Origin of the sequence: Leifsonia sp. McL0618, assembly GCF_049994905.1 — a bacterium.
Lineage (GTDB): Bacteria > Actinomycetota > Actinomycetes > Actinomycetales > Microbacteriaceae > Diaminobutyricibacter.
Genome location: NZ_CP188258.1, coordinates 836,627 through 862,933 on the forward strand (window position 1 = coordinate 836,627; position 26,307 = coordinate 862,933).

General features: G+C 64.3%; 22 protein-coding genes. 21 read left to right on the plus strand and 1 reads right to left on the minus strand.

Annotated features, from left to right (window positions below; translation table 11 throughout):
• Window positions 1–18: 18 nt before the first annotated feature.
• From ACPPVQ_RS04010 to pntB, 13 genes are all read left to right on the plus strand, one after another.
• Window positions 19–948 (plus strand): sugar phosphate isomerase/epimerase family protein, encoded by a 930-nt coding sequence (locus ACPPVQ_RS04010; RefSeq protein ID WP_426518869.1) that lies wholly within the window; start codon window positions 19–21, stop codon window positions 946–948.
• Window positions 945–1,883, plus strand: a complete 939-nt coding sequence (locus tag ACPPVQ_RS04015; protein ID WP_426518871.1) for a Gfo/Idh/MocA family protein — start codon at window positions 945–947, stop codon at window positions 1,881–1,883. The genes ACPPVQ_RS04010 and ACPPVQ_RS04015 overlap by 4 nt, the downstream gene beginning before the upstream one ends.
• Before the next feature lie 33 nt (window positions 1,884–1,916).
• Entirely contained in the window at window positions 1,917–2,129 is a 213-nt protein-coding gene (gene tatA, locus ACPPVQ_RS04020; RefSeq protein WP_426518873.1) for a Sec-independent protein translocase subunit TatA, read from the plus strand.
• Between the two features lie 43 nt (window positions 2,130–2,172).
• Entirely contained in the window at window positions 2,173–2,979 is an 807-nt protein-coding gene (gene tatC, locus ACPPVQ_RS04025) for a twin-arginine translocase subunit TatC (protein WP_426518875.1), read from the plus strand.
• Window positions 2,980–2,984: 5 nt separating this feature from the next.
• Window positions 2,985–3,248: a Sec-independent protein translocase TatB gene (locus ACPPVQ_RS04030; RefSeq protein WP_426518877.1), complete on the plus strand. Its 264-nt coding sequence runs from the start codon at window positions 2,985–2,987 to the stop codon at window positions 3,246–3,248.
• 72 nt (window positions 3,249–3,320) lie between these two features.
• Window positions 3,321–4,280 carry a 5-dehydro-2-deoxygluconokinase gene (iolC, locus tag ACPPVQ_RS04035; RefSeq protein ID WP_426518879.1) on the plus strand — a complete coding sequence of 320 codons (960 nt, stop codon included), beginning with the start codon at window positions 3,321–3,323 and terminating at the stop codon, window positions 4,278–4,280.
• On the plus strand, window positions 4,280–5,173 hold the full coding sequence (locus tag ACPPVQ_RS04040) for a Cgl0159 family (beta/alpha)8-fold protein (RefSeq protein WP_426518881.1): 894 nt from the start codon (window positions 4,280–4,282) through the stop codon (window positions 5,171–5,173). Before iolC ends, ACPPVQ_RS04040 begins: the two co-directional genes overlap by 1 nt.
• Before the next feature lie 26 nt (window positions 5,174–5,199).
• Window positions 5,200–6,708, plus strand: a complete 1,509-nt coding sequence (locus tag ACPPVQ_RS04045) for a CoA-acylating methylmalonate-semialdehyde dehydrogenase (protein WP_426518883.1) — start codon at window positions 5,200–5,202, stop codon at window positions 6,706–6,708.
• Between the two features lies 1 nt (window position 6,709).
• On the plus strand, window positions 6,710–7,615 hold the full coding sequence (gene iolB / locus ACPPVQ_RS04050) for a 5-deoxy-glucuronate isomerase (protein ID WP_426518885.1): 906 nt from the start codon (window positions 6,710–6,712) through the stop codon (window positions 7,613–7,615).
• A gap of 3 nt (window positions 7,616–7,618) precedes the next feature.
• A complete protein-coding gene (gene iolD / locus ACPPVQ_RS04055; protein WP_426518887.1) occupies window positions 7,619–9,517 on the plus strand; it encodes a 3D-(3,5/4)-trihydroxycyclohexane-1,2-dione acylhydrolase (decyclizing) in 1,899 nt (632 codons plus the stop codon).
• Window positions 9,518–9,572: 55 nt separating this feature from the next.
• Entirely contained in the window at window positions 9,573–10,340 is a 768-nt protein-coding gene (locus ACPPVQ_RS04060) for a GntR family transcriptional regulator (protein WP_426518889.1), read from the plus strand.
• A gap of 143 nt (window positions 10,341–10,483) precedes the next feature.
• Window positions 10,484–12,037 carry a Re/Si-specific NAD(P)(+) transhydrogenase subunit alpha gene (locus ACPPVQ_RS04065; protein WP_426518891.1) on the plus strand — a complete coding sequence of 518 codons (1,554 nt, stop codon included), beginning with the start codon at window positions 10,484–10,486 and terminating at the stop codon, window positions 12,035–12,037.
• On the plus strand, window positions 12,034–13,449 hold the full coding sequence (gene pntB, locus ACPPVQ_RS04070) for a Re/Si-specific NAD(P)(+) transhydrogenase subunit beta (RefSeq protein WP_426518893.1): 1,416 nt from the start codon (window positions 12,034–12,036) through the stop codon (window positions 13,447–13,449). The genes ACPPVQ_RS04065 and pntB overlap by 4 nt, the downstream gene beginning before the upstream one ends.
• Window positions 13,450–14,034: 585 nt before the next feature.
• Here the strand turns inward: pntB and ACPPVQ_RS04075 are convergent.
• The gene (locus tag ACPPVQ_RS04075) at window positions 14,035–15,840 is read right to left on the minus strand and encodes an arabinofuranosidase catalytic domain-containing protein (protein WP_426518895.1); all 1,806 of its coding nucleotides are present in this window, start codon (window positions 15,838–15,840) and stop codon (window positions 14,035–14,037) included.
• A 391-nt stretch (window positions 15,841–16,231) separates the two neighbouring features.
• On the opposite strand from ACPPVQ_RS04075, the gene ACPPVQ_RS04080 reads away from it, so the two are divergent.
• From ACPPVQ_RS04080 to ACPPVQ_RS04115, 8 genes are all read left to right on the plus strand, one after another.
• Entirely contained in the window at window positions 16,232–17,269 is a 1,038-nt protein-coding gene (locus ACPPVQ_RS04080; RefSeq protein ID WP_426518897.1) for a LacI family DNA-binding transcriptional regulator, read from the plus strand.
• A gap of 58 nt (window positions 17,270–17,327) precedes the next feature.
• A complete protein-coding gene (locus ACPPVQ_RS04085) occupies window positions 17,328–18,587 on the plus strand; it encodes an ABC transporter substrate-binding protein (protein WP_426518898.1) in 1,260 nt (419 codons plus the stop codon).
• Between the two features lie 135 nt (window positions 18,588–18,722).
• The gene (locus tag ACPPVQ_RS04090; protein ID WP_426518900.1) at window positions 18,723–19,622 is read left to right on the plus strand and encodes a carbohydrate ABC transporter permease; all 900 of its coding nucleotides are present in this window, start codon (window positions 18,723–18,725) and stop codon (window positions 19,620–19,622) included.
• Window positions 19,612–20,475, plus strand: a complete 864-nt coding sequence (locus tag ACPPVQ_RS04095) for a carbohydrate ABC transporter permease (protein ID WP_426518902.1) — start codon at window positions 19,612–19,614, stop codon at window positions 20,473–20,475. Before ACPPVQ_RS04090 ends, ACPPVQ_RS04095 begins: the two co-directional genes overlap by 11 nt.
• Window positions 20,472–21,803, plus strand: coding sequence for a family 1 glycosylhydrolase (locus ACPPVQ_RS04100; protein WP_426518904.1), 1,332 nt, complete (start codon window positions 20,472–20,474; stop codon window positions 21,801–21,803). Before ACPPVQ_RS04095 ends, ACPPVQ_RS04100 begins: the two co-directional genes overlap by 4 nt.
• Entirely contained in the window at window positions 21,800–22,819 is a 1,020-nt protein-coding gene (locus ACPPVQ_RS04105) for an alcohol dehydrogenase catalytic domain-containing protein (RefSeq protein WP_426518906.1), read from the plus strand. The genes ACPPVQ_RS04100 and ACPPVQ_RS04105 overlap by 4 nt, the downstream gene beginning before the upstream one ends.
• Window positions 22,812–23,798, plus strand: coding sequence for a Gfo/Idh/MocA family protein (locus ACPPVQ_RS04110; RefSeq protein ID WP_426518908.1), 987 nt, complete (start codon window positions 22,812–22,814; stop codon window positions 23,796–23,798). Before ACPPVQ_RS04105 ends, ACPPVQ_RS04110 begins: the two co-directional genes overlap by 8 nt.
• Entirely contained in the window at window positions 23,795–25,618 is a 1,824-nt protein-coding gene (locus ACPPVQ_RS04115) for a glycoside hydrolase family 2 protein (protein ID WP_426518909.1), read from the plus strand. The genes ACPPVQ_RS04110 and ACPPVQ_RS04115 overlap by 4 nt, the downstream gene beginning before the upstream one ends.
• Window positions 25,619–26,307: the final 689 nt, after the last annotated feature.

The window sequence follows — 26,307 nt, forward strand, 5'->3', positions numbered from 1 at the left end:
AAAACCAGGAATCAGGAAATGAAAACCACTGAAGGAATCGTCGTCGCCAATGCGCCGATCAGCTATGGGGCGTTCGAGGTGACGGTCGGCATCGATCCGAACGTCCCCGACGGCCGTGAGATCCTTGCCGCCGTGCGCGACGCAGGCTACGCCGGAATCGACCTCGGCCCGGTCGGCTACCTCGGAAACGAAGCACAACTCGGCCGCCGCCTGTCGGACAACGGTCTGGGTCTCGCCGGCGCATACCTCGAGCTGCCGTTCTCGGAGGCGGCCGAACTCGACGCCATGATGCCGGAACTCGACGCCATGCTCGACACGTTCGACTCGCTCGCAGAGTTCGACCTCGGCCTGCCGCCGAAGCCGACCATCGCCGACGCGGGCGCCGAGCACCGGCGCGTCGCGCCCGGTTCGGGCAAGCGTAAGCCCGAGAGCGGCTACACCGCCGCGCAGTGGGACGCGTTCGCTCTCGGGCTGGAGCGCGTCGTCGACCACTGCCGCCAGCGCGGCTACGAGCCGACGTTCCACCACGAGACCGGCACCTACATCGAGTCGCCGGCCGAGATCGGGCGCGTGCTCGAGCTCTCCGACATCGGACTGTGCCTGGACACCGGCCACTTCCTCATCGGTGGAGGTGACCCGGTGAAGTACCTTCAGACGTGGGCGGACCGCATCAACCACGTGCACCTGAAGAGTGCGACCATCGCCCGGTTTGACGAGATCGTCGCCGATGGTGCGCCGACGACCGCGATCTGGGATCGCGAGGTGTTCCCGCCCCTCGGTGCGGGTGACCTCGAGGCGGATGCCTTCCTGTCGACCCTCGAAGACATCGGCTACTCCGGCTGGCTCGTCGTCGAGCAGGACATCTTCCCCCGCACTCCCGAGCGTTTCGCCCGGGCGAGCGTCGACCAGCGCGCGAACCGCGTCTTCCTCTCGGAGCGTGGACTGTGAGCGCCGCGTTCCGCCTGGGGATCATCGGGGGCGGCCGCATGGGCCGCACCCACCTGCGCGCACTCGCCGACTCGCAGGACGTCGTGTGCGTCGCGGTCGCCGAACCGTTCGAGCCGTCCGCTGACGAACTGCGCGAGCAGGGTTACACGGTCTACGCGACCGTCGCCGAACTGCTCGCTGCCGGCGGCATCGACGGCGTCATCATCGCGGCTCCCACCGACCAGCACCTCGAACTCGCCGTCCAGGTGATCGAGGCCGGCGTGTCGGTGCTATGCGAGAAGCCGTTCGGTCTCTCCTCTCCGGCCGCACGCGAGGCCGCCGCACTCGCGGTGGAGCGTGGGGTCGCGCTGCAGATCGCATACTGGCGGAGGTTCATCCCCGAGCTGGTGACCCTGCGCGAGGACATCGCCACGGGCAAGCTCGGTGCGGTGCAGCTGCTCATCTGCTCGCAGTGGGATGAGGCGCCGCCCGCGGCGAGCTTCCGCAACCACAGCGGTGGACTGTTCCTCGACATGGGCGTGCACGAGATCAACCAGATGCTCTGGCTGCTCGACGAGCGTGTGGTCGACGTGACCGCAGTCGCTGGCCCGGTTTCGACGGATCCGCAGGCTCCGGAGGATTTCGACAGCGCTCAGGCCCTCCTCACCCTCGAGGACCAGAGCACCGTGATGGTCTCGCTCGGGCGCTACTACCCGGGCGGCGATGTGGTCACCGCCGAGCTCTTTGGCTCGAAGGGTCACCGCCTCGTCGAGGTCGTCTCACCGGCGACCGGGGAAGCCCCGCAACTCGAGGCTCTCCGTCTCCAGGCCGAAGCGTTCGCGCGTTTCGCCCGGGGAGGTGCGTGCGAAGGCACGACCGCGATCGAAGCGGCCGATGTCATCGACATCGCACAGCAACTGACCGACTCTGCTCGGATCGCGGTGCTCTCGGACTGACGTCCGTCGCACCAAAGGAAAGGATCTATTCGAATGTTCGCCAATTTGACCGGATGGCACCTGCTGATCATCCTGGCCGTCGTCCTGCTCATGTTTGGAGCACCAAAGCTGCCAGGCCTCGCCAAGAGTGTTGGGCAGTCCATGCGCATCTTCAAGAGTGAAGTTCGGACGATGAAGGACGAGGCCACGGGCACGGAGGCGGAGGCGCCCGCCGTCGTCGCCCCCGAGACCACGCCGATCGGCTAGATCGATGATAAGTTCCGGCGGGAAGGCCAGACGTGGATCACGTATGACGATCGGCGCGCACCTCACTGAGTTGCGCAAACGTCTCGTACGCTCCGCGGCTGCCCTTCTCGTCGGGTCCGTCGCCGGCTGGTTCATCGCCGATCCGGTGATGGCGGCCCTGCGCGGTCCTGTAACAGCGATCGCTCTCGGGCAGCACAGGAACGCCTCGCTGAACTTTCCGGACATCACCGGGGCGTTCGACCTGAAGATGCAGATTGCGATCACCGTGGGGGCTGTGCTCTCGAGTCCCGTCTGGCTGTACCAGGTGTTCGCGTTCATCGTCCCGGGACTCACCGGCCGGGAGCGGCGCTACACCTTCGGGTTCTTCCTGAGCGCCGTCCCGCTCTTCCTGGCCGGATGCGCCGCCGGGTGGTATGTCGTGCCGCACATCGTCTCGCTGATGACAGCTTTCGCCTCCACTCAGGACGCGGCGTTGATCGATGCTTCGCCGTATTACTCGTTCGTGCTCAAGCTGGTACTCGCCATCGGCATCGCGTTCGTGCTGCCCGTCTTCCTGGTACTGCTGAACTTCATGGGCGTGCTCAGCGCCCGTTCCATCGTGAAATCGTGGAGGGTCGCCCTGATCCTCATCGTGCTCTTCACCGCGATCGCGACCCCTTCGGCCGATGTGGCCTCGATGTTCCTCCTCGCCGTACCGATGGTCGCGCTCTACTTCGCGGCGGCCGGCGTCTCCTGGCTGCACGATCGCCGTGTGGCGAAGCGAGCGCGGTCCCTCGACGACGCCGCCATACCTGCGGCTGAGCTGGAGCTGCCCGAACTGTCCGGCGCACTGCCGGGCGAAAGGAAGTAGCCGGGATGCTCGGACTCTCTTTTGACAAGCTCCTCGTGATCGGACTCATCGCAGCGATGCTGATCGGTCCGCAGCACCTGCCCCTGTACGCGTCGAAACTCGCGACATTCGTCCGCGGCCTCCGCGAGATGGTAATGGGCGCCCAGGAGCGGCTGCGCGAAGAGGTCGGCCCCGAGTTCGACGAGGTCGACTGGAAGAAGCTCGACCCCCGGCAGTACGACCCCCGCAGGATCGTCCGCGATGCCCTGTGGGACAACGACACGGATTGAATCCTTGTTATTATGTCCTTACATAGTTACAATCATACTGTGACCCCAGAACAGAGAGTTGTGCAACGAAGCATGGCCCAGGCAACCACAGCACCGCATGAGGTGCTCACGATCGGTCGCGTCGGAGTCGACATCTACCCGCTCCAGAGCGGCGTCGGACTCGAAGACGTCGAGACGTTCGGCAAGTACCTCGGCGGCAGCGCCACGAACGTCGCCGTCGCCGCGGCACGACACGGCCGTCGCTCGGCCGTCATCACCCGCACCGGCAACGACCCGTTCGGCCGTTTCGTCTCGCGGGAACTCGACCGCCTCGGCGTCGACAACCGGTTCGTCGGCGTCGACGACGAGCTGCAGACCCCTGTGACGTTCTGCGAGATCTTCCCGCCCGACGATTTCCCGCTCTACTTCTATCGTCGCCCGAAGGCGCCGGATCTCGGAATCACCGAAGAGTCGCTGGATCTCGACGCCATCCGTACAGCAGGCGTGTACTGGTCGACCGTCACCGGCCTGTCCGAGGAGCCCAGCCGCTCCGCTCACCACGCCGCCTGGAACGCCCGCGGACGACGCCCGCTCACCATCCTCGACCTCGACTACCGGCCCATGTTCTGGGACTTGGCCGAGTCGGCGACGAGAGAAGTCCAGCGGGCGCTCCCGCAGGTCACCGTCGCTGTCGGCAACCGCGAAGAGTGCGAGGTCGCGGTCGGCGAGAGCGATCCTTTCCGCGCCGCCGACGCTCTCCTCGAGCGGGGGGTCGAACTCGCCATCGTCAAACAGGGCCCCCGCGGTGTGCTCGCCAAGACGCGCGACGAAACGGTCGAAGTCGAGCCCTATCTCATCGACGTGGTCAACGGACTCGGCGCGGGTGACAGCTTCGGCGGCGCACTCTGCCACGGCCTTCTCGAGGGCTGGTCGCTCGAACGTATCCTGCGCTTCGCGAACGTCGCCGGCGCACTCGTCGCATCGCGACTCGAATGCTCGACGGCCATGCCGACGACCGACGAAGTCGATGCCATCCTCGTGGGAGCCTACTGATGTACGACGTCCCGATCACTCCTGACGCGTTCGCGGCCCTCCGCGAAGCACGCGCGGCCGGCCCCACCCGCATCGGCGAGGTCTTGGCCGGGCGGGAGCGCCGCCCCTTCCTCCGTGGCGACAATCGCCTGTTCCTTGTGGCGGCCGACCACCCGGGGCGCGGCGCGCTCGCAGTAGGCAGCGATGCGATGGCCATGGCCAATCGCTATGAACTCCTCCAGCGGCTCACCATCGCGCTGAGCCGTCCGGGGGTTGACGGAGTGCTCGGCACTCCCGACATCATCGACGATCTGGCGCTGCTCGGGCTCCTCGACGACAAGGTCGTCGTCGGCTCCATCAACCGTGGCGGATTGCGCGGCGCTTCGTTCGAAATGGATGACCGCAACACCGGCTACAGCATCGACGGGATCGGTGCCGCAGGCCTCGACGCAGGCAAGGTGCTGCTGCGCGTTAACCTGGCCGACATCGGTTGTGTCGCGACGATCGAATCGGTCGCCAATGTCGTGACCGAGTCGGCGGCCGCCGAGCTCCCCATCCTTCTCGAGCCGTTCATCAGCAACTGGGTGGAGGGCAGGATCGTCAACAACCTGTCGACGGATGCCGTCATCACCTCGATCGCGATCGCTTCCGCGCTCGGCACCAGCTCCGCCTACTCCTGGCTCAAGCTTCCCGTCGTCGAGGACATGGAACGGGTCATGGCAGCGACGACCCTGCCGACCCTCCTTCTCGGCGGCGACCCGCAGTCCCGCCCGGAGGAGACCTACGCATCGTGGGAGAAGGCGCTCGCGCTTCCCGGCGTGCGGGGTCTCGTCGTCGGTCGCTCTCTCCTTTATCCCGCCGACGGGGATGTCGCCCGCGCCGTCGACACCGCCGCATCCCTCGTGCACGCCTGAGCGCGCACAGAACACAAGGAAGAATCATGATCGAAACCGAAACCCTGACGGTCGTATCGCATTGGATCGACGGCGAAGCCCACCCCAGCTCGAGCGGCCGCACCGCGCCGGTCTACGACCCTGCGCTGGGCGTCGTCACGAAGTACGTGGCGCTCGCCGACAGCGCGGAGATCGAGCGCGCCGTCGCATCCGCTCAGGCCGGGTTCGAGGTGTGGAGCGAGTGGTCTCTCGCGAAGCGCCAGTCGGTCATCTTCCGGTTCCGCGAACTGCTGGATGCCCGCAAGGGCGAGCTGGCCGAGGTCATCACGAGCGAGCACGGCAAGGTGGTTTCCGACGCTCTCGGCGAGATCAGCCGTGGCCAGGAGGTCGTCGAGTTCGCGACCGGCCTCGCGCACCACCTGAAGGGCGAATACTCGGAGCAGGTCTCCACGGGCGTCGACGTCTACTCCACGCGCCACCCTCTCGGCGTCGTCGCGGTCATCAGCCCGTTCAACTTTCCCGCGATGGTTCCCGCCTGGTTCTTTCCGATCGCCATCGCCGCAGGCAACGCCGTGATTCTCAAGCCGAGCGAGAAGGACCCGTCGGCATCCATCTGGCTGGCAGAGCTGTGGAAGGAGGCCGGCCTTCCCGACGGCGTCTTCACCGTGCTGCAGGGTGACAAGGAAGCGGTCGACGGACTGCTGACCCACGACGACGTCAAGGCGATCTCGTTCGTCGGTTCGACCCCGATCGCGAAGTACGTCTACGAGACCGCGACCGCGCACGGCAAGCGTGTCCAGGCGCTGGGCGGCGCCAAGAACCACATGCTCGTGCTTCCGGATGCGGACCTCGACCTCGTGGCCGACTCTGCCATCAACGCCGGGTTCGGTTCGGCCGGCGAGCGGTGCATGGCGGTCAGCGTCGTCGTGGCGGTGAACCCGGTCGCGGATGCGCTCATCGGCAAGATCTCCGACCGCATCGCGGAGCTTCGCATCGGCGACGGCCGCCGGCAATGCGACATGGGCCCGCTGGTCACCGAGCAGCACCGTGACAAGGTCGCCTCCTACATCGACATCGCCATCGAAGACGGTGCAACCGTCGTCGTCGACGGGCGGAACGTTACGGTCGACGGCGCGCCCGACGGATTCTGGCTCGGCCCGACTCTGATCGACGACGTGCCGATCACCTCGCGCGTCTACACCGACGAGATCTTCGGACCGGTCCTCGCGGTCGTACGCGTCGACAGCTTCGACGAAGGGCTCGCCCTCATCAACTCGGGCGCCTTCGGCAACGGCACCGCCATCTTCACGAACGACGGCGGTGCGGCCCGGCGCTTTCAGCGCGAGGTGCAGGTCGGCATGATCGGCATCAACGTGCCCATCCCTGTTCCGGTCGCGACCTTCTCCTTCGGCGGGTGGAAGGACTCGCTGTTCGGCGACACCAAGGCCCACGGTGCGGAGGGCGTCAAGTTCTTCACTCAGCAGAAGGCGATCACCTCGCGGTGGCTCGACCCGAGCCACGGGGGGATCAACCTCGGTTTCCCCGAGAATAACTAGCATGTCCGAGGTTCAGTGGTTCCACCGACGCGGCGAGCTTTCGCGCGAGGGCTGGGAGTCCGTCGTCGACAGCGCCCTGCCCGGGTGGGCCCACACGGGCATCCGGGTGGCCGAACTGGCGAACACCTGGGTAACCGGGCGGGCGACGGATGTCGAGCGCATGATCGTCCCGCTCGCGGGCTCGTTCACCGTCTCGTTCGTCGAGCACGGTGAGGATTCGACGGTCGTACTCGCCGGTCGCGCATCCGTCTTCGATGGACCGACCGACGTGCTGTACGTACCCGCCGGCACAGCGGTGACGATCGTCGGCACTGGGCGGGTCGCCGTCGCGGAGTCCCCGACGACGGTCGTGCGGGAGTCATGCCACGTGGAGCGTGCGGACGTTGCGGTCGAACTCCGCGGAGCGGGCCAGTCCAGCAGGCAGGTTCACAATTTCGGGGTTCCGGGCGCGCTCGATGCCGAACGGCTGATCGTCTGCGAGGTGATCACTCCGGCGGGCAACTGGTCGTCGTACCCTGCGCACAAGCACGACGAGCACGTGCCCGGCCACGAGTCGCGCCTTGAAGAGATCTACTATTTCGAGGCGGCCACAGCGAAGGGAGCCGTTGCTCCGTCAACGGCCAGGCCGTTCGGGCTGTTCAGCACGTACTCGTCTCCGGCGGGCGAGATCGACATCAACACCCAGGTCGGCAGCGGGGACATCGCCCTGGTTCCGTTCGGCTACCACGGGCCGGCCGTCGCCGCCCCCGGCTACGACCTCTACTACCTCAACGTGATGGCCGGGCCCGACCCGGAGCGCGCCTGGCGCATCTCCGACGACCCTGCGCACGCCTGGGTCCGCGACACCTGGGCCGGCAAGCCCATCGATGAACGACTGCCCTACGGGCGCACCGACGAAGGACGATAATTCATGGCAACGAAACGGATGACGGTCAGCCAGGCGCTCATCGAGTTCCTCGCGAACCAATGGACCCTCGACGGCGACCTGCGCGAGCGCACCATCCCGGGCGTGTTCGGCATCTTCGGGCACGGCAACGTCGCCGGTCTCGGCCAGGCGCTCAAACAGCTGAACGTGTCGGATCCCGACCTCATGCCCTACTACCAGGCGCGCAACGAGCAGGCGATGGTGCACCAGGCGGTCGGCTTCGCACGCATGCACCGACGCCGAGCGACGTTCGCGAGCACCGCATCCGTCGGCCCCGGTGCAGCCAACATGCTCACCGGTGCCGCGCTCGCGACAGCGAACCGGCTGCCCGCCCTGCTCCTGCCGAGCGACACCTTCGCCACGCGGGTCGCCGACCCCGTCCTGCAGCAACTCGAGCTTCCTCACGACACCGGGATCACGGTGAACGACGCGTTCCGGCCGCTCTCACGGTTCTTCGACCGCGTCCAGCGTCCAGAGCAGCTCTTCTCGATCGCGCTCGCCGCCATGCGGGTCCTCACCGACCCGGCCGAGACCGGTGCGGTGACGATCGCGCTCCCGGAGGACGTACAGGCCGAAGCCTTCGACGTGCCGCTCGAATTCCTGCAGCCCCGCGAGTGGCACATCCGCCGTCCGCTCCCCGAGCGTCACGCGCTGGCGTCGGCAGTGAACGCGATCCGGGCTGCGAGGCTCCCGGTGATCGTCGCAGGCGGCGGCGTCATCTATTCGCTTGCCGAAGACGTTCTGCGACGCGTCGCGGAACTAACGGGCATCCCCGTCGCCACCACTCAGGCCGGCGGAGGATCCCTGGTCTGGGACCACCCGCAGTACCTTGGCGGCGCAGGCGCTACGGGATCGAGCGCAGCCAATCGCATTCTCGCCGACGCCGACGTCGTGATCGGCATCGGAACCCGCTATAGCGACTTCACCACCGCGAGCCGCACGGCGTTCCAGAACCCGGATGTGCGCTTCGTGAACATCAACGTGGCTCCGTTCGACGCGTACAAGCACGGATCGCAACTCCCCATCATCGCCGACGCCCGCGAAACGCTGGTCGAGCTCGAGCGTGAACTCGCCGGCTTCTCTGTCTCGACCGAACTTGCCGCGCGGGTTGCCCGGGAGAAGGCGGAGTGGGACGGGCTCGTCGACGACGCGTTCGCGCCCTCCGGGCTGGCCCTGCCCAGCCAGTCGGAGATCGTCGGCGCCGTTCAGTCGTCCAGCGACCCGCGCGACGTGATCGTGCAGGCAGCCGGCTCACTGCCGGGTGATCTCCACAAGCTGTGGCGCGTGCGTGATTCGCTCGGCTACCACGTCGAATACGCCTTCTCCTGCATGGGCTACGAGATCGCCGGCGGGCTCGGAGTGCGACGTGGCGCCCCCGACAGGGACGTCATCGTGATGGTCGGCGACGGGTCCTATCTGATGCTCCACACCGAACTCCTCACCGCCGTCGCCGAGGGCATCAAGCTCATCGTCGTCATCGTCCAGAACCACGGCTTCGCGTCGATCGGGCACCTGTCCGAAACGGTTGGCTCGGAGCGCTTCGGCACCCGGTACCGATACCACGACGCCGAGGGACGCAATTTCGAGGGGCCGTCAATGCTTCCCGTGGACTTGGCGGCGAACGCTCGCAGCTACGGTGTCGACGTCATCGAGATCAAACCCAGCCCTGCTGCAATCGACGACCTCAGGTCGGCCATCGCTGTGGCGAAGGCGTCGGAGTCGGCCACGGTCATCCACATCAACAGCGATCCGCTGCTCTACTCTCCTGACGGGGAGGGCTGGTGGGATGTGCCCATCGCCGAGGTCTCGGAACTGGACTCGACCAGTCGCGCACGCTCGGAGTACGTCGAACTGCGCGCGAGCCAGAGACCACTCCTCGGATGAAAAGGCCTATTGTGAGGACAATATCCATTGGCGATCGACGGGGGAGGGGCAGGCGATGAATCCGACTGAGACGAAACTTCCGGATTCACTGTTCATGGACCTCGACCGGTCCGGACCGATTCCGCTGTACTACCAGGTCGCCCAGCGGCTGGAGAAGGCGATCCTCGACGGAGACCGCGGCCTGCCGGCCGGAGCCCGCCTCGAGAATGAGGTCTCCCTCGGGATGCGCCTCGGTCTGTCCCGTCCGACGATCCGGCGCGCCATCCAGGAACTCGTGGACAAGGGCCTCGTCGTGCGGCGCCGCGGAATCGGCACGCAGGTCGTCCACGGCCAGATCTCCCGCAACGTTGAACTCACCAGTCTCTACGAGGACCTCGAGCGCACCGGCCAGCGGCCCGAGACGGTCGTCCTCATCCACGAGATCGTCGGTGCCGATAAGCAGATCGCCGAGATGCTCGGCATCCCTGTGGGAGCAGAGACGCTGCACCTGACACGTCTGCGCAAGTCCGACGGGGTGCCACTCGCCGTCCTGAACAACGTTCTCCCGCCCGACCTGGCGGACCTGGACATCGACGCACTCAACGAGCACGGGCTCTACCAGTTGCTTCGCTACCGCGGTGTAACCATGCGGGTGGCGAAGCAGACGATCGGCGCCCGCTCAGCGACATCGGCGGAGAGCAAACTGCTCGACATCGACGAAGGTGGTCCGCTGCTCACAATGACCAGGGTCGCGTTCGACAACTCGGGTCGCGCTGCCGAATACGGCCACCACGTCTACCGGCCGGACCTCTATTCGTTCGAGGTCACCCTCGTCGAGAAGTAGCTGCGGTCGCCCAGCCGCTTGGTGCGCGCTAGGACGAGACACGAAACCGCGCTGATTTCCACCCCTGTCCGCATCCGGACGCGACCGATACGGCGCCACGCGGCGAACCCGTTGCGATCGAGATTATTTAGGAGACCGAATCAATGGCCCGTATTGGAATTGTCGCCGAGGCAACCGGTGAGAACCGGGTGGCCGCGACACCCACGACCGTTCCGAAACTCATCGAGTTGGGATACGACGTCGTCGTCGAGACAGGTGCCGGCACCGCATCATCCTTCTCGGATGCTGCCTACGCCAGTGCAGGCGCCGCGATCGTCGACGGCAGCACCGCCTGGCGTGCGTCGATCGTGCTCAAGGTCAACGCCCCGACCACTGCAGAGATCGAAAAGCTGGCTGACGGTGCCACACTCATTGCGACGCTGAGCCCGGCCCTGCGGCCTGACCTCGTCGAAGCGCTCGCTGTACGGCGGATTTCGGCGATTGCTCTCGATGCAGTGCCGCGGATCTCACGAGCACAGTCGATGGACGTGCTCAGTTCGATGGCCAACATCGCCGGCTATCGCGCCGTGATCGAAGCCGCCCACGAATTCGGTCGCTTCTTCACGGGCCAGGTCACTGCCGCTGGCAAAGTGCCGCCCGCGAAGGTGCTGGTCGCGGGAGCCGGAGTCGCCGGCCTTGCTGCGATCGGTGCGGCATCGAGCCTGGGCGCTATCGTCCGGGCCACAGATCCCCGGCCGGAAGTCGCAGATCAGGTCACATCGATTGGTGGAGCGTACCTGGACGTTGTAGTTCCGGATGAACTGAAACAGGTTTCCAGCGACGGGTATGCCAAAGCGACCAGTGACGCCTACAACCGTCGTGCCGCCGAGATCTACTCCGAGCAGGCAGCCGATGTCGACATCATCATCACAACCGCGCTCATCCCGGGGCGCCCAGCGCCGCGTCTCATCACTTCTGCTGACGTGCGCTCCATGCGCCCGGGAAGCGTCATCGTCGACATGGCGGCTGCACAAGGGGGCAATGTCGAAGGATCCATTGCGGGGCAGAGGGTGGTTTCGGAAAACGGTGTGGTCATCCTTGGTTACACCGACTTGCCGGGACGACTGCCGCAGCAGGCGTCGCAGCTGTTCGCGACAAACCTGCTCAACTTGATCAAGCTGCTCACTCCCAGCAAGCGGGGCGAGCTGGCGATCGACTTCGACGACGTCGTCCAGCGCACAGCGACGGTAGTCCTAGGCGGGGTCGTCACGTGGCCGCCGCCGCCTATCCAGGTGTCCGTGCCTCCGAGCCCCGCGATAGCGACACCGGCTGCTGTCGCTTCGGCTGTGGACAAAAAACCGGTCTCGCCAGCGCGGAAAACAGCGCTCGTTTTGGCGGGTACAACGGCGCTCTTCTTTGTGTGCGCGTTCGCGCCACAGCCGCTACCACAGCATTTCCTGGTGCTCACCCTCGCGGTGGTGGTCGGCTTCTACGTCATTGGCCACGTCGCCCACGCCCTCCACACTCCGCTCATGAGCGTGACGAACGCGATCTCCGGAATCATTGTCGTCGGCGCGATGGTGCAGATCACTGTCCCGAATGTGACGGTGCAAATCCTTGCCGCGATCGCTATCCTGCTCGCGAGTATCAATATCTTCGGCGGTTTCGCCGTCACCCGTCGCATGCTTGCGATGTTCCAGAAAGGTAGGACTCGATGATCGCGGTCACCGGTGCGGTCGCTGATGCCGCGTATATCGTCGCGGCGATGCTCTTCATCCTCAGCCTTGCCGGTTTGAGCAAGCACGAGACGAGCAGGCGTGGCGTCGTGTTCGGAATCGTCGGCATGGTGATCGCGCTCGCCGCCACACTCGCGGCGATAACTGCTGGAGCATGGGGGCAGCCGCAGGCAACGCTCGGACTCGGCCTATTTGTCGTCGCCGTGGTTGTGGGTGGTGCGATCGGACTGTGGCGTGCCCGTGTCGTGGAAATGACCGGAATGCCGGAACTCATCGCACTCCTCCACTCCTTCGTCGGCCTCGCGGCAGTCCTCGTCGGATGGAACGGGGCGCTCTACGACAGAGGGCTCTCAGGCGCGCTCGCAAATATCCACCACGCGGAGGTTTTTGTGGGCGTCTTCATCGGTGCAGTGACGTTCACCGGGTCGATCGTCGCGTTCCTCAAACTGTCCGCTCGGATCTCGTCCCGGCCGCTCGTGCTGCCTGTCAAGAACATTCTGAACGTCGGCGCGCTCGTTCTCTTCGTCGCATTGACCGTTTGGTACGTCATGTCACCCGAACTCTGGATACTCGTCGTCGTCACCGCGGTGGCGCTCGCACTGGGCTGGCACCTCGTGGCATCCATTGGTGGCGGCGACATGCCGGTTGTCATCTCCATGCTCAACAGCTACTCCGGTTGGGCAGCTGCCGCGGCAGGATTCCTGCTGGACAACGATTTACTCATCGTCACGGGGGCGTTGGTCGGCTCCTCGGGCGCGTACCTGAGCTACATCATGTGCAAGGCGATGAATCGATCGTTCATCTCAGTCATCGCGGGCGGGTTCGGTATCGAGGCGTCCAAGAAGAGCCACGATGTGGTCGGCGAGCACCGTGAGATCGACGCCAAGTCGACCGCCGACCTCCTGGTAGGGGCGTCAACGGTGGTCATCATGCCGGGCTACGGAATGGCTGTGGCACAAGCACAGCACGGGGTGGCCGATCTTGTCCAGAAACTCCGTGAGCGCGGCGTCGAAGTAAGATTCGGTATCCATCCCGTTGCAGGTCGCCTTCCAGGACACATGAACGTGCTGCTTGCCGAAGCCAAGGTGCCGTACGACATCGTCCTCGAAATGGACGAGATCAACGATGATCTATCCTCGACGGATGTCGTGCTCGTAATCGGAGCAAACGATACGGTGAACCCCTCGGCTGCCGAGGATCCTGGCAGCCCGATCGCCGGAATGCCGGTGCTGCGCGCGTGGGAGGCTCGCGAGGTGGTCGTGTTCAAACGGTCGATGGCTTCGGGCTATGCCGGAGTGCCGAACCCTCTCTTCTACCGCGAAAACGCACAGATGCTGTTCGGCGACGCGAAAGAGAAAGTCGAAGAGATCGTGTTCCAGCTCTCGCTGAACTGACCGGACCAATTGCAAGGAGCCGCTGCTCAGCTCACCCTGTCGTTCGGGTTCACCGTCACAATCTCTGGGGTGGTTCTCGCGTCGATCGCGCGGTGGCCGAACCCCGCGTGGTGACGGTTGGCTCTTCGCTGAAGGTGCGGATCGTGGCGCATGCCGCCGCATCGCTGAATTGATGCTCAATGTGGTGCCGCTCTTTGCCATCCCGGACGCTGCAATCTCTGTCGTCTCCAAAGGCTTCGCCGCGCACGGTGTGCGATTGGCTGTGCGATTCGCGCCGGGCTTTCTTTTGCGCACGCTTTGCGCACAACCGGGTGAGGTCGTATCTGGTCGCAGCGGATTGACCAGGCCTCAACATCGTTGATTTTCTGCGGATTACCGCGGCCAACACCACGCCATCTGGGCCCCGATAGGGTTCGAATCCCACGCCCTCCGAAGCGTCAAAAGCTAGTTCAAGTGCTGTCTTAACTGCGCGGCGCGCGCAATTTGCGGTTCGATCTCGTGACAAACCCCGACGCCCTGGAGACGGCCGTCATTACGGGAATGAAAGGGGGCCCACTGGAGCGCGCTCCAGTGGGCCCCCTTTGTCTAGTTGATGTTGTACACCTGGGGCGAGAAGCCGTTGCAGGTCCAAACCTGCAACTGGGTGCCGTTGGTGATGTTGCCGCTTGGGTCATCGAGGCAGAGTCCGGAGTTCGGGTTCAGCAATGATCCGTTCGATTGCGGGACCCATTTCTGCCCTGGAACCCCGTTGCAGTCCCAGAGCTGCATCTTTGCCCCTGGTGTGTTTCCGTTGTTGACGATGTCCAGGCAGCGACCCAACGTCCGGATGGTCTGGTCCGAGTTGACAGTCCACTGCTGGTCTCGATCCAGGGGATAGAACGTCGCCGCATTGTGGCAGTCCCACACATCGACGACAGCGCCGTTGCCACCAACGTCGGCGCCCGCGACGTCCATGCATTTGCTGCCGCTGGAGAGAGCGACCGGAGTTCCGGCTGTGACGGAGAACTGTTGCGGTGACAGGTTATTGCATGTCCAGATCTGCAGCTGCGTGCCGTTTGTTGTGTTACCGCTCGGGTCGTCGAGGCAGAGTCCGGACTGGGGGTTCAGAATGGATCCGTTCTCTTGCGGGATCCATTGCTGACCGCCAAAGCCGTTGCAGTCGTAAAGTTGGAGCTTCGCGCCTGGTGTGGTGGAGTTTCCGATGACGTCGAGGCAGCGGCCCAATGTCGAGAGAGTGCCGTTGCCGAGCGCGCTGGGCGACCAATGCTGGTCGGCGTCGAGGGCATTGCAGTCCCACAGTGTGATGGCTGCACCGTTGCCGCCCGTGTCGCTCCCGTCGACATTCACGCATTTTCCGCCGGGGCCGACAATCGTGGACCCTGGACCGCCCCCGCTGGTGTTTCCGGCGTAACCAGCAGCGACGATGTTGGCTTGCACGGAATTGTCCGCTGCGTCTGTTGAGTAGCCGGTGGTCATGACTCCCTCGAAGAACGAGCTCGTACCCCAGTTACTGTTGTCGCCGCCGGTCCCGAGGACTATCGAGCCTTCTTTGTTCATCGGCGAGTAGCCGCTGGGTAGGGCGCCGGAATACCAGGTCGACAAGGTTCCGCTTTGACTGTTACCACCCTTGAGCGCAAATGTCGTGGTGCCGTTGTTCTTCAGCAGCGCGGTGACGAACTTGCTCGGGTTGCCGGCGTTTGCTGTGTTGACTGCAGTTCCACCTTCGAAGACTCCGTTTTCCAGGTCGGCCTCGACCCACGGGCCGTGGCCGGTGCTTCCGGGGTCGTTCAAGAGGCCAAGCGTCACTGCGTCCATGTGGCTGGCGCCGGTGTCATTGTTGTTGGTCTCGACGTTGCCGAAGTCGGAGCAGCAGCCGTTGTTCACGTTGGTCCCGCTGGCTACCTCGTACATCGATTCGGGTGCGGAGCCGGTCGCGATACCAGAGGTTGTGACGCGGCGATAGCCGGTCCCTCGCGGCAGGTAGATGCCGTAGACGTTATGCCCCGCGATGGTGACGGGGAGGATGTTCGCAGTGGCGCCGACGTCGGCGCTGGCGGCAGTTCCCGCGCCCTCGATCGTGAGGTCATTGTGCTGCGAGGTCTGGTCATAGACCTTTGTGATGATGCAGGTCGTTGCCGAACAGAACGAGTCTTGGGAAGCAGCGTTGGCGTACCCGCCGGCCGTAAGCAGTCCGACGTTGAGACTGCTGTTGTCAGACGCTCTCGTCACCTGGTAAAGGCTTCCGTTGTATCCCGAGAAGAGGGCGCGGACGGAACTATAGGCGGCGACGCAGGGGCTGCCAGCGTTGCCGTAGATGTCGCACGGCTCATCCGTGGCGGCCTGCGCGATGGCCGTGGACCCGAAGAGAGAGCCGATGATCAGAATGAGCACTCCCGCACCCATTGTCAGGCCGTGCCAACGCCGCCCAGAGGGTGGACGGGAATCAAGTGACTTTGCTGAGGAATGAAACATCTATTGCTCCAAGCTTCGTTGCTCGTCGCGGCTCGGTGGCGCAACCATCGTGTCAAATCGATTTGACAACACCGCTCGACGCGAGTTTAGACAGAGAGGTCTACCGTTGGCTAGTATCAAACAGTTTGATTCCTGACCCGCGTCCTTGCTCGAATTACACGGCGTTTCACGCTTGACACTTCGCTCAACCGTCATCTAGGTTTTCCTTGTCAAACCGATTTGACAACAATGTGCCAGGGAAACTTCTGACGGGGATCCCGGCGCTCGACGGCGAATCGGTTTGGCAAGGACTTCAAAGGAGAAACGGCCCATGAATTCGATGCCCGAGCGGGTGACCCTAGCCGACGTGGCACGCCTTGCTGGGGTGTCCAAGACATCGGCATCGATGGCGCTCGCCGGTAACCACCGAGTGGCGGAGCTGACCCGCACGCGCGTGCACCGCGCGGCGGAAGAGCTCGGGTACGTGCCCCATTTCGCGGCCAGCTCTCTTCGCTCGCAACGCGCTGACTCCATTGCCGTCGTCCTGCCACACGCCACCCAGCACGTGTTCTCGCACCCCGTATTCATTGAGATGCTGGAAGGCATAACGGGCGCGGCGAACGAGCTCGATCTCGCCGTGATCCTGTCTACGGCGCGATCGGAGTCGGACGAACGGTCTGCGTATTCCCGGATCACGCGGGGCGGCCGAGCCGCAGGAGTCATCGTTGCGGCAACCTCGGTCAGCGATTCGCGCCCCAAAGATATCCACCGTACTGGCTACCCGGTCGTCGTCGTGGGCCGAACCTCAGACGTAGCGAGCGTCGGGATCGATGATCTGGGCGGGGCAGAAGCGGTGACGCGTCACCTCATCGACGTGCATGGGTCGCGCCGCATCGCTCACGTGAGTGGTCCTCTGGATCACCAATCGGCGATCGACAAGCGAGACGGCTGGGTCGCGGCGCTCCGTAATGCCGGCTTGACGATTGATCCGCGGCTGTCATTCGAGGGCGATTACGAGGAAGCATCGGGGGCCAGGGCCGCTGACGCGCTTGCAGCGCACCTCGAGCCCGGCGATGCCGTCTTCTTCGCCAACGACCAGATGGCCACCGGGGCGATCGACGCCTGGCGGCGCGCTGGAGTGGAGATTCCGGGTTCTGTTGCGATCGTCGCATACGACAACCACCCGATGTCCCGCTACACCACTCCTCCGTTGACCACGGTCGGGGCGGACATGGTCGGAGTCGGCGAAGCTGCCGTCCACCAGCTGGCTCGCCTGATCGAAGGAGAGACCGATCTCGCGCCGATCGAGTTCCCCACCGAAGTCATCGTTCGGGAGTCGTGCGGGTGCGCGCCGCATGCGACTTCCTGACGTCCAAGTACCCCGTCACAGCCCCGTCAACGACGACAACAGAGAGGCATCACCAGAAATGAAGACAAAGAAAGCGCTGGCCGCAATCGCCATCGCGGCGGTCGTCGGCCTTGCCGCGGCAGGTTGCACATCGGGAGGATCTTCGAACGCTTCCGGTAGTCCTGTTCAGCTGACCTTCTGGAGTGGTTTCACCGGAGGCGACAAGCAGGCATTCATCGACCTCGTCGACAAGTTCAACAAGGAGCACCCGAACATCCAGGTGAAGTACGTGCTTCAGCCCTGGGACTCGATCGCGAAGAAGCTGCCCACGGCCATCGCGTCGGGGTCCGGACCGGACATCGCGACGCCGGACTACAACGTCGCGACGCTCATGCAGTACGCCAACAACCACCTCGCCCTCCCGCTCGATCAACTGGTCGGGGCTGGTAAGGACCAGATCGCGGAGGGTGTCCTTCCCAAGTCGCTGAGCGACCCGTTCAGCGTCAACGGCAAGCTCTACGCGGCGCCCGCGAACTACGCGACCCTGATGCTCTACTACAACAAGGACCTGCTGTCGAAGGCGGGCATCCCGGTGCCCACCACGATGAAGGAACTGCAGGACGACGCGGTCAAGCTGTCGGATGGAAAAGGCCATTACGGCATCGCGCTCGCCGACCACGCGACCATTTCCATGTGGCCAGTCCTGATCTGGGCCGACGGTGGCGATCTGATCCAGAACGGATGCTCCGCTCTCAACAGCAAGGCAACCGTCGACACGGTGAGCACCTGGTCCAAGCTCGTGCGGGACAACAAGATCACGCCCACGGGTCTCGCCGGCCAGGACGCCGATGACCTGTTCGCCGCGGGCAAGGCGGCGTTCGAGATCAACGGGCCGTGGGCCGCGGGCGCCTACACGAAGGCGAAGGTCAACTTCGACGTCGCTCCGGTGCCGACCGGCGCTTCCGGCACGCCGGTGACGCTTGGCAGTACGGTGCCGATGATCGTGGCGTCGAGCACGAAGCACCCCAAGGAGGCGCAAGCGTTCTTTGCGTGGTGGCTCAGCAAGAGTTCGCAGGCGCAGCTCGCAAAGGCCGCAGCCTATGTTCCCAGCCGCACGGACATGGCGAATGACCCCTCGGTATCCAGTGACCCGCTCGTCAAGGCGTTCACTTCCCAGGTGCCCAACGCCCGTCTCTACCTGCCGACGGAGAAGGACTTCAGCAAGATCGACGTCGACATCTTCACCCCGGCCATTCAGGCTGCGACCCAGAACGGCGACCCTGCGAAAGCACTCGGTACCGCAAATGACCAGCTGAACCAAGTCCTCGGCTGCAAGTAGCGATACGACCAGGCGGGCGTCGGCAACGGTCGGCGCCCGCCTTCTACTGAAAGAGACGAGATGACCACCGCAGTCCGGCATCACCGGGCGGGCATTGACGAAGGTCGGCGCCCGCCCACCCCTGAAAGAAAAGACATGACGCCCGCAACCTCTCACCGGCCACGCCGCCTGAACTCACAGGCGAGAGCCGGGTGGTTCTTCCTTGCGCCGAGCATCATCCTCATCGGGGTCTTCGTGATTTACCCGATCATCCAGTCCCTCTGGATGAGCCTCCACGACTGGAGCTTCTTCCAGACCCAGCATCCGTTCGTCGGCCTTTCGAACTACGTCGAGATGCTCGGAGATCCTCGATTCTGGAACGCACTTGGCAACACGGTGGTTTTCACGGTCGTCACCGTGCCGGCGCAGATCGCTCTGGGCTTGCTGCTGGCCGTCCGTCTGCGGCGTACCCGGGGCTGGACACTTTTCTTGAGGTCCGTCTTCTTCTTTCCGGTGATCAGCTCGTTCGCAACAATGGCAATCGTCTGGAAGTTCATGCTGTCCGCCGACGTCGGTCCGACCGCAGCGTGGTTGCGTGCTGTGGGCATCAGCCCCGTCGACTGGCTTCACAATCCGGACTGGGCGCTTACAGCCGTGATCGTGGTGGGGCTCTGGAAGAACGTCGGATTCACGATGGTCATCCTGCTTGCAGCACTGCAAGACGTCCCCGAGAGTCTCGTGGAGGCTGCCGTGCTCGATGGCGCCGGACCGTGGAGGCGATTCGTCAGCGTCGCCCTCCCTTCGATCCGGCAGGCGCTGCTGTTCTCGAGCGTGATCGCTGTCATCGGGTCGTTGCAGGTCTTCGATCAGGTCTACGTGATGACGCAGGGGGGACCGCAGTTCCGGTCAGAGACCCTCGTCACCTACATCTACGAGCAGGGATTCACAGAGTTCCGTTCCGGTTACGCCTCGGCGATCGCGTGGGGGCTTTTCCTGATCATCATGCTCGTGTCCGTGCTTCAGCTCCGGATCTTCAGGTACCGCGATGTCGACTGAAACCGTGACGCTCTACGAGCGAGCCGAACGCAGCGCGCCGCGCAGGATCCTGTCCGTCGTCGGAATAGTGCTGTTGATCGCAGCCGCCCTCTTCATCGTCTTCCCGTTCATCTGGATGTTCCTGACCTCGTTCAAGTCCGAGAGCGAGATCTTCGGCAATCCGGGGAATCTTCTTCCAAAGACCCTTTCCCTCGACAACTACCTGCGCATCTGGACAGAATTGCCGTTCGCCCGGCTGTTCCTCAACTCCGTCATCTTCGCTGGATGCGTCACCGTGCTCTCGGTGTTCTTCGACTCGCTGGCCGCCTACGCACTCGCCCGGCTGTCGTTCCCAGGCAAGACGATCGCGTTCTTCCTGGTGATCGCGACGCTGATGGTGCCCTATCAGATCACCCTCGTTCCGTTGTTCCAGACGGTCTTCGACCTCCACTGGCTCGACACGTACCAGGGACTCATCGTGCCGCGGGCCACGAGTGCGTTCGGGATCTTCCTCCTGCGACAGTTCTTCGTGAGCATTCCACGCGACCTCGACCAGGCCGCCCGCATCGACGGGGCAGGGGAGTTCCGGATCTACCGCTCGATCATGCTGCCCCTGGCCAAGCCCGCTCTCGCAACCCTCGCAGTCTTCCACTTCATGAACAACTGGAACGACTTCCTCTGGCCCCTGGTGGTAACAAACAGCGATGAGATGCGCACCATCCCCGCCGGTCTGACCTTGTTCGCCGGGCAATACGTCACCGATCACGGGGTCCTGATGGCCGGCGCGACCATCAGTCTTCTGCCCCTCGCCATCGCGTTCTTCTTCGCCCAGCGGTACTTCGTTCAGGGCATCGCCACGACAGGAATCAAATGACAGAGCACCCGCGACACGAGCCTGGAGCCGCCTTCATCTGGGCATTGGGAATCGAGGACACCAACGTCGGCTGGCCCCTTCCAGGCTCGCCCAACGGGCTCGATGAGTACGAGCTGACCGGTCACTACCGCCAATGGCAGCAGGACCTGATGCTGGCGGTCTCGGTCGGAGCCTCTGCGATCCGCTACGGATTCCCCTGGTATCGCGTGGAGAGCTCCCCGGGCGTCTTCGATTGGACCTGGACCGACCAGGTCGTTGCCGAAGCGGAACGGATCGGACTCGACCTGATCGTCGACCTCGTGCACTATGGAACGCCGACCTGGCTGGAGGGATCGTTCACCGATCCGCGTTATCCGGACGCCGTCGCCACTTGGGCCGAAGCCGTCGCCAGCCGCTATCGTGGCCGGTTCAGCAGCATCACACCACTGAATGAGCCTCTGGTCACCGCATCGTTCGTCGGCCTGCGCGGAATCTGGCCACCGCACGAGACGGGACAGTCCGGCTGGGCGCGTGTCGTCGTGTCAGTGGCTGAAGGAATCCAGCGCAGCATTGCAGCGATCCGACGAGTCGCTCCGGAGATGGATGTGGTCCACGTCGAAGCCACGCATGTCTGGACCATCGCCGGCCAGGCTCTCGAGGATGAACACCGCCTGTTGGAGGCGAAGAACTGGCTGCCGACCGATCTGGTTCTCGGTCGCGTGGATCACAGCCACCCTTTGCACGGATGGCTAGTGGAGCGGGGCATCGACATCGAACGGCTTTCGCACCTTGTCGCAGCGGGCGAGGTCCCCGACGTGATCGGACTCAACTATTACCCGGAACTGTCGGCCCGGGAGTTGAATACGGTCGGTGGCGATGTGGTCGGTGTCACATTCGACGCCGGGGGAGCCGGACTCGAGGTCCTCATCCGCGCCTTCCATGAGCGATACGGGCTTCCGATCTTGGTGTCGGAGACAGCGGTCGAGGGCGACGACGACCATCGAATCCGTTGGCTCGATGTCGCAGTCGCTCTCATCGCACGGCTGCGGACGGAGGGTGTGCCGATCGTTGGACTGGTCTGGTGGCCGCTGTTCGATTTCGTCGATTGGAGCTGGGCCACAGGCGACCTGGTCATCGAGGAGTTTCACACGCTCGTCGACGGTGTCATCACCCCGGTGATACCGCCCGCACGCGGAGAAAGGATTGACGCCTACTTCCGGCGGATGGGTCTGTTTCGCCTCTCGACGGAGGGCTTTGACATTGCGCGGTTGCGCACTGCCGCCGCCGACGCCTTCCTGCGGCACACGGCAACCGCGCTCCCTTACACAACGATCGGTGGAACCGAATGACCATCTCGGCACTTGCCCCCCGATTCGTCGGCAAAGGACGAATCGAATTCGAAGAACGGGACTACGCGAGCCCAGGTTCGGGACAACTTCTGCTGCGAGTCGCCGCCAACGCCGTGTGCGGCACGGATCGGTCGCAATACTTCGAAGGAAGCTCAGTTGTGCCCGGTCATGAGGCGGCAGGCGTTGTCGTGGCCGCGGGGCGGGGCACGACCCTGGCGGTGGGTGCACGAGGCGTGGTCTACCTCATGGACTACTGCGGGGAGTGCCGAAGCTGTCTTCTCGGCGCAACCAACCAATGCCTTGCCAAGCGGGCCGACATGGGATTCACCGCCGACGGCGGCTACGGCCCGTACGAGCTCGTTCATGAGTCGAACTTCTTTCCGATCTCCGACGCCGTCGAGATCGGCAACGCCACCATGCTTCTCGACGTGATGGGTACCAGCAGCCACGCCCTGCGCCGTGCGGAACTGGTGCGGCCCGACATCGAGTCGATCTATATCGCCGGCGCAGGTCCGATCGGTCTCGGGCTGCTCGTGATGGCCAGGCTGCGCTATGGAGACGACATTCCAATCCACATCAGCGACGTATCACCGTGGCGGCTCGAGTTCGCCGAGAGCTTCGGCGGCACCCCAGTCGACGCCGCGGATGCGCGGGCCCTCGCAGCAGTGGGCTCACCAGACGTCGCATTCGACTCTTCCGGCAAGCAGCTGGCACGCAGAGCGGCGCTCGACATGCTGGGCAAGCGCGGTGCTCTGGTCTGTGTAGGCCATGGAGAAACGGTCACCCTCGACGTCTCGAAGGACCTGCTCGAGCCCGAACACGCGGTACTGGGCAGCGAATACTTCCGCTACGACGAGCTGCACGCCAACCTTGAACTCCTGGAGCAACATCAGGACGTGATCGCACGAGTGATCTCGCACCGCTTTTCGGTGGATCGCATCTCGGAGGCCTTCGAACTGTTCCTCTCCGGAGAGACCGGCAAGGTCCTGATCACCCAAGAGGTCGAAAGTGACTGAGCGGCTCCGGGTCGCCGTCGTCGGCACAGGAGGATGGGGCGAGCAGCATGTTCGCGTCTTCTCGAGGCGCGCAGATACCGAGCTCGTCGGGGTCGTAGGCAGGGACCATGCTCGCACGGCAGCGCGGGCGAGCGCGTACGGGACGACACCGTTCACAGACCTCGACGAGATGCTGCTGAAGGCTCAACCCGACTTCGTCACGGTCTGCCTGCCGAACGAGGCACACTTCGAGCCGACTCTCCATCTCCTTCGCTCCGGCGTTCCGCTGCTGGTGGAGAAGCCGCTTGTGTTCGACCTCGAAGAGGCTGACACGTTGCTGCAGGAGGCAACCCGGAACGGTGTCTTCTTCGCCATCAACTTCAATCACCGATTCGCCGAAGCCGTGCAACGGGCCAAACGCGTCATAACCGATGGGGGTATCGGTGACCCTGTCTTTGCCACCTGGCGTTTCGGCGGCGAGGCGAATCACGGCACATCCCGGCACGCGAATCTCATCGAGACCCAATGCCACGGGTTCGATCTGCTCGAGCACCTGGTGGCGCCGATTTCGTCGATCTCCGCCCATATGACCGACATGACGTACGGCGACTGGAGCACGATCGCGTTGGCTGTCGATTTCGCCGGCGGCGCCGTCGGGACGATGCTCGGTTCCTACGACTCGTCATACGCCTATCCGGACGCCCAGCTCGTCGAGGTGAACGGCACCGAGGGGCGGCTGGTCATTCACGACACAGTCCGCCAGCTCACCGTGCATCGGGCAGGCGATGAGACCGCTTCCGTATGGCAGTCCGGATACTTTCACGACGAGGCACGTGAGTTCCATCAAACCTTCGACCGTCACGTCGACGCCCTGCTTGCGGCGTTCCGGGCGGGGGATGAGCCTCCGGTGCCCGCCAGCGCAGGCCGTCGGGCGTTGCAACTGGCCGCTGCCGCGATCCGGTCGCACGACACCGGACGACGCGTGGAGGTGGACGGATGATCCGGGCGACCGAACAGGACGGCAGGCATCCGCGCCCCCAATTGATTCGGGAGAACTGGACATCGCTCGACGGGACGTGGTCGTTCGCCCACGACGACCACGATCGGGGCCTGAGCGAACGGTGGTTCGATCCCGCATCGGCACACGTTTTCACCGCTGAGATCGTGGTCCCGTTCGCTCCGGAGAGCGCAGCATCCGGCATCGACGATCCTGGATTTCATCCAGTGGTCTGGTACCGACTCGAGATCGAGGGTCTCACTGGAACCGCGCTCCGCCGCATCCTTCATTTCGGGGCCGTCGACCGGATCGGTCGCGTCTGGGTCGATGGGGTGTTCGTCGGTGAGCACGTCGGCGGACAAACAGCGTTCTCCTTCGACATCACGGATGCACTGAGCGCCGGCGACCGGCACGTCATCGTCGTGCGCGCCTTCGATGACCCAGCTGACCATGAGTCCCCTCGGGGCAAACAGGACTGGCGTGCGGAACCCCACGCGATCTGGTACCGGCGCAGCACAGGAATCTGGCGGTCGGTGTGGATGGAGACTGTTGCCCCCCAGCACGTCTCGACAGTTCAGTGGGAGAGCGACCGAACCACGGGGACAGTCGGAGCCGTCGTGTCTCTCGCGGGCGGAGGCGTCGTTGCGGGTTCGCTCCTTCGAGTGACGCTCACGAAGGATGATCAGGTCTTGTCTGTGCAGACTACCGAGATCCTCGACACGCGAGTCGAGCTGACATTCCATCTGCCGGCCCTTCGGAACGCGCAGGAGCGCGAGTTCTATCAGTGGAGTCCCGAGAACCCCGCGCTTGTGGACGCACTGTTGGAGGTGGTCGTGGATGGTCAGGTCATCGACGAGTCCGCGAGCTATTTCGGCATCCGATCCACCGAAGTCGGCCGGGGATGGTTCCTCCTCAACGGCCTTCCGTACTACGTCCGCTCCGTTCTCGAACAGGGCTACTGGACGGACAGCCTGTTCACAGCCCCCGATCCCGAGAGCTATCGGTCCGAAGTCGAGCTGATCAAGAGCCTCGGGTTCAATGCAGCACGGATCCACCAGAAGGTCGAAGACCCCCGGATGCTCTACTGGGCCGACCGGCTCGGCCTTCTCATTTGGGGCGAGACCGCCGCAGCCTACGAATACACGCCGCGCGCCGCCGCTGTGCTGATGGCCGAGTGGGCGGCCATCGTCGAGCAGCAGCGGAGCCATCCTTCGGTGGTGACCTGGGTGCCGGTCAACGAGAGCTGGGGAGTGCAGGACATCGCAACGTCCAGGGCGCAGCAACAGTTCGTGCGGGCGATCACGTCGTTCACCCGTGCTCTGGATCCCGGCCGTCCCGTGATTTCCAATGATGGCTGGGAGCACATCGACAGCGACATCCTGAGCATTCATGACTACACATCAGACGGCGCGACCATGGCTGAGAATTACGCATCGCATGAGGCTGTGTCGCGCATCCTCGACTCGCTTGGACCACAAGGACGGCGCCCGATTCTCGAGCCGATGCAGCGGGAGGGTTTTGATCGGGGGGACCTCCCCCTGATGGTGACCGAGTTCGGAGGCATCTCCTATTCCGATAGGGACACGTGGGGATATTTGGTCGTCAACTCTGACGACGAGTTTCGCGAGAGGGTCAGCGCGTTGTTCGAGGCGCTCCGAAGCAGCCCTGTCGTCACGGGATTTTGCTACACCCAACTGACAGACACGCTGCAGGAATCGAACGGGCTGCTGACGGCGGATCGGGAACCCAAGCTGCCGGTCGAGGAACTCCGGCGCATCGTGACCGGTACGGACGAAGATACGAAAGTTCAGCCGTGGATGTAGGCCGGCGAATTTCCCACCGGGGCTCGGTCCGGGTGACTAGACCTTGGACTCACTGGCCGTCGGACTGTCCCGCAGCTGAGTGAGGTCGTGGCTGGTCGAAGCGGGCTGAACAGGCGCCAAGAATGGTCTATTTTCCATGGATTACCGCAGTCAAGGCTGCCCCGCCAGGGGCCCGAATAGAGTTCGAGTCCCGGGCCCTCCGCGGAAGATCGGGCGTCGCCTTCGCGCAGTTCGCGCGCAGTTGTGTAGGACCGTCGCCTCTGCCTCGAAGTCCGCCGTCTTGCAGTTCTGTCAAGCGACATTTCGGTTGCCAGATGCGAGCTGCCTATTGGAGTCAGCGCCAGCCGCGCAGGTTGTTGAATACGTCGCGCGCGAAGTCGTGGGCGGTCGCCGCGAAGCCGAGGTGCCCTCGTCGATCCGAGCCGCCCTCGTCCAGACCGAGGAGGTCCTCGTAGGTGCGGGGCGCTGAGTAGTGGTTGTACGACCCGGTAGTGTCGACCGTTCCTGGCTCGATGAGGTCGCGGTTGCGTTGTTAGTGACATCGGCGCCGAGGCCGCCTGTCTGGGTAGGGTGGGCGCAGTCTGTGCCCCTGGTCGGGTCGGTCTGGCCGCCGTCGCGGGCGGGATCGTTGCCCATGTCAGCCGCGTATTCGCGCCAGTTCAGCACGGGAGTGCGCGGTGACTGGGCAC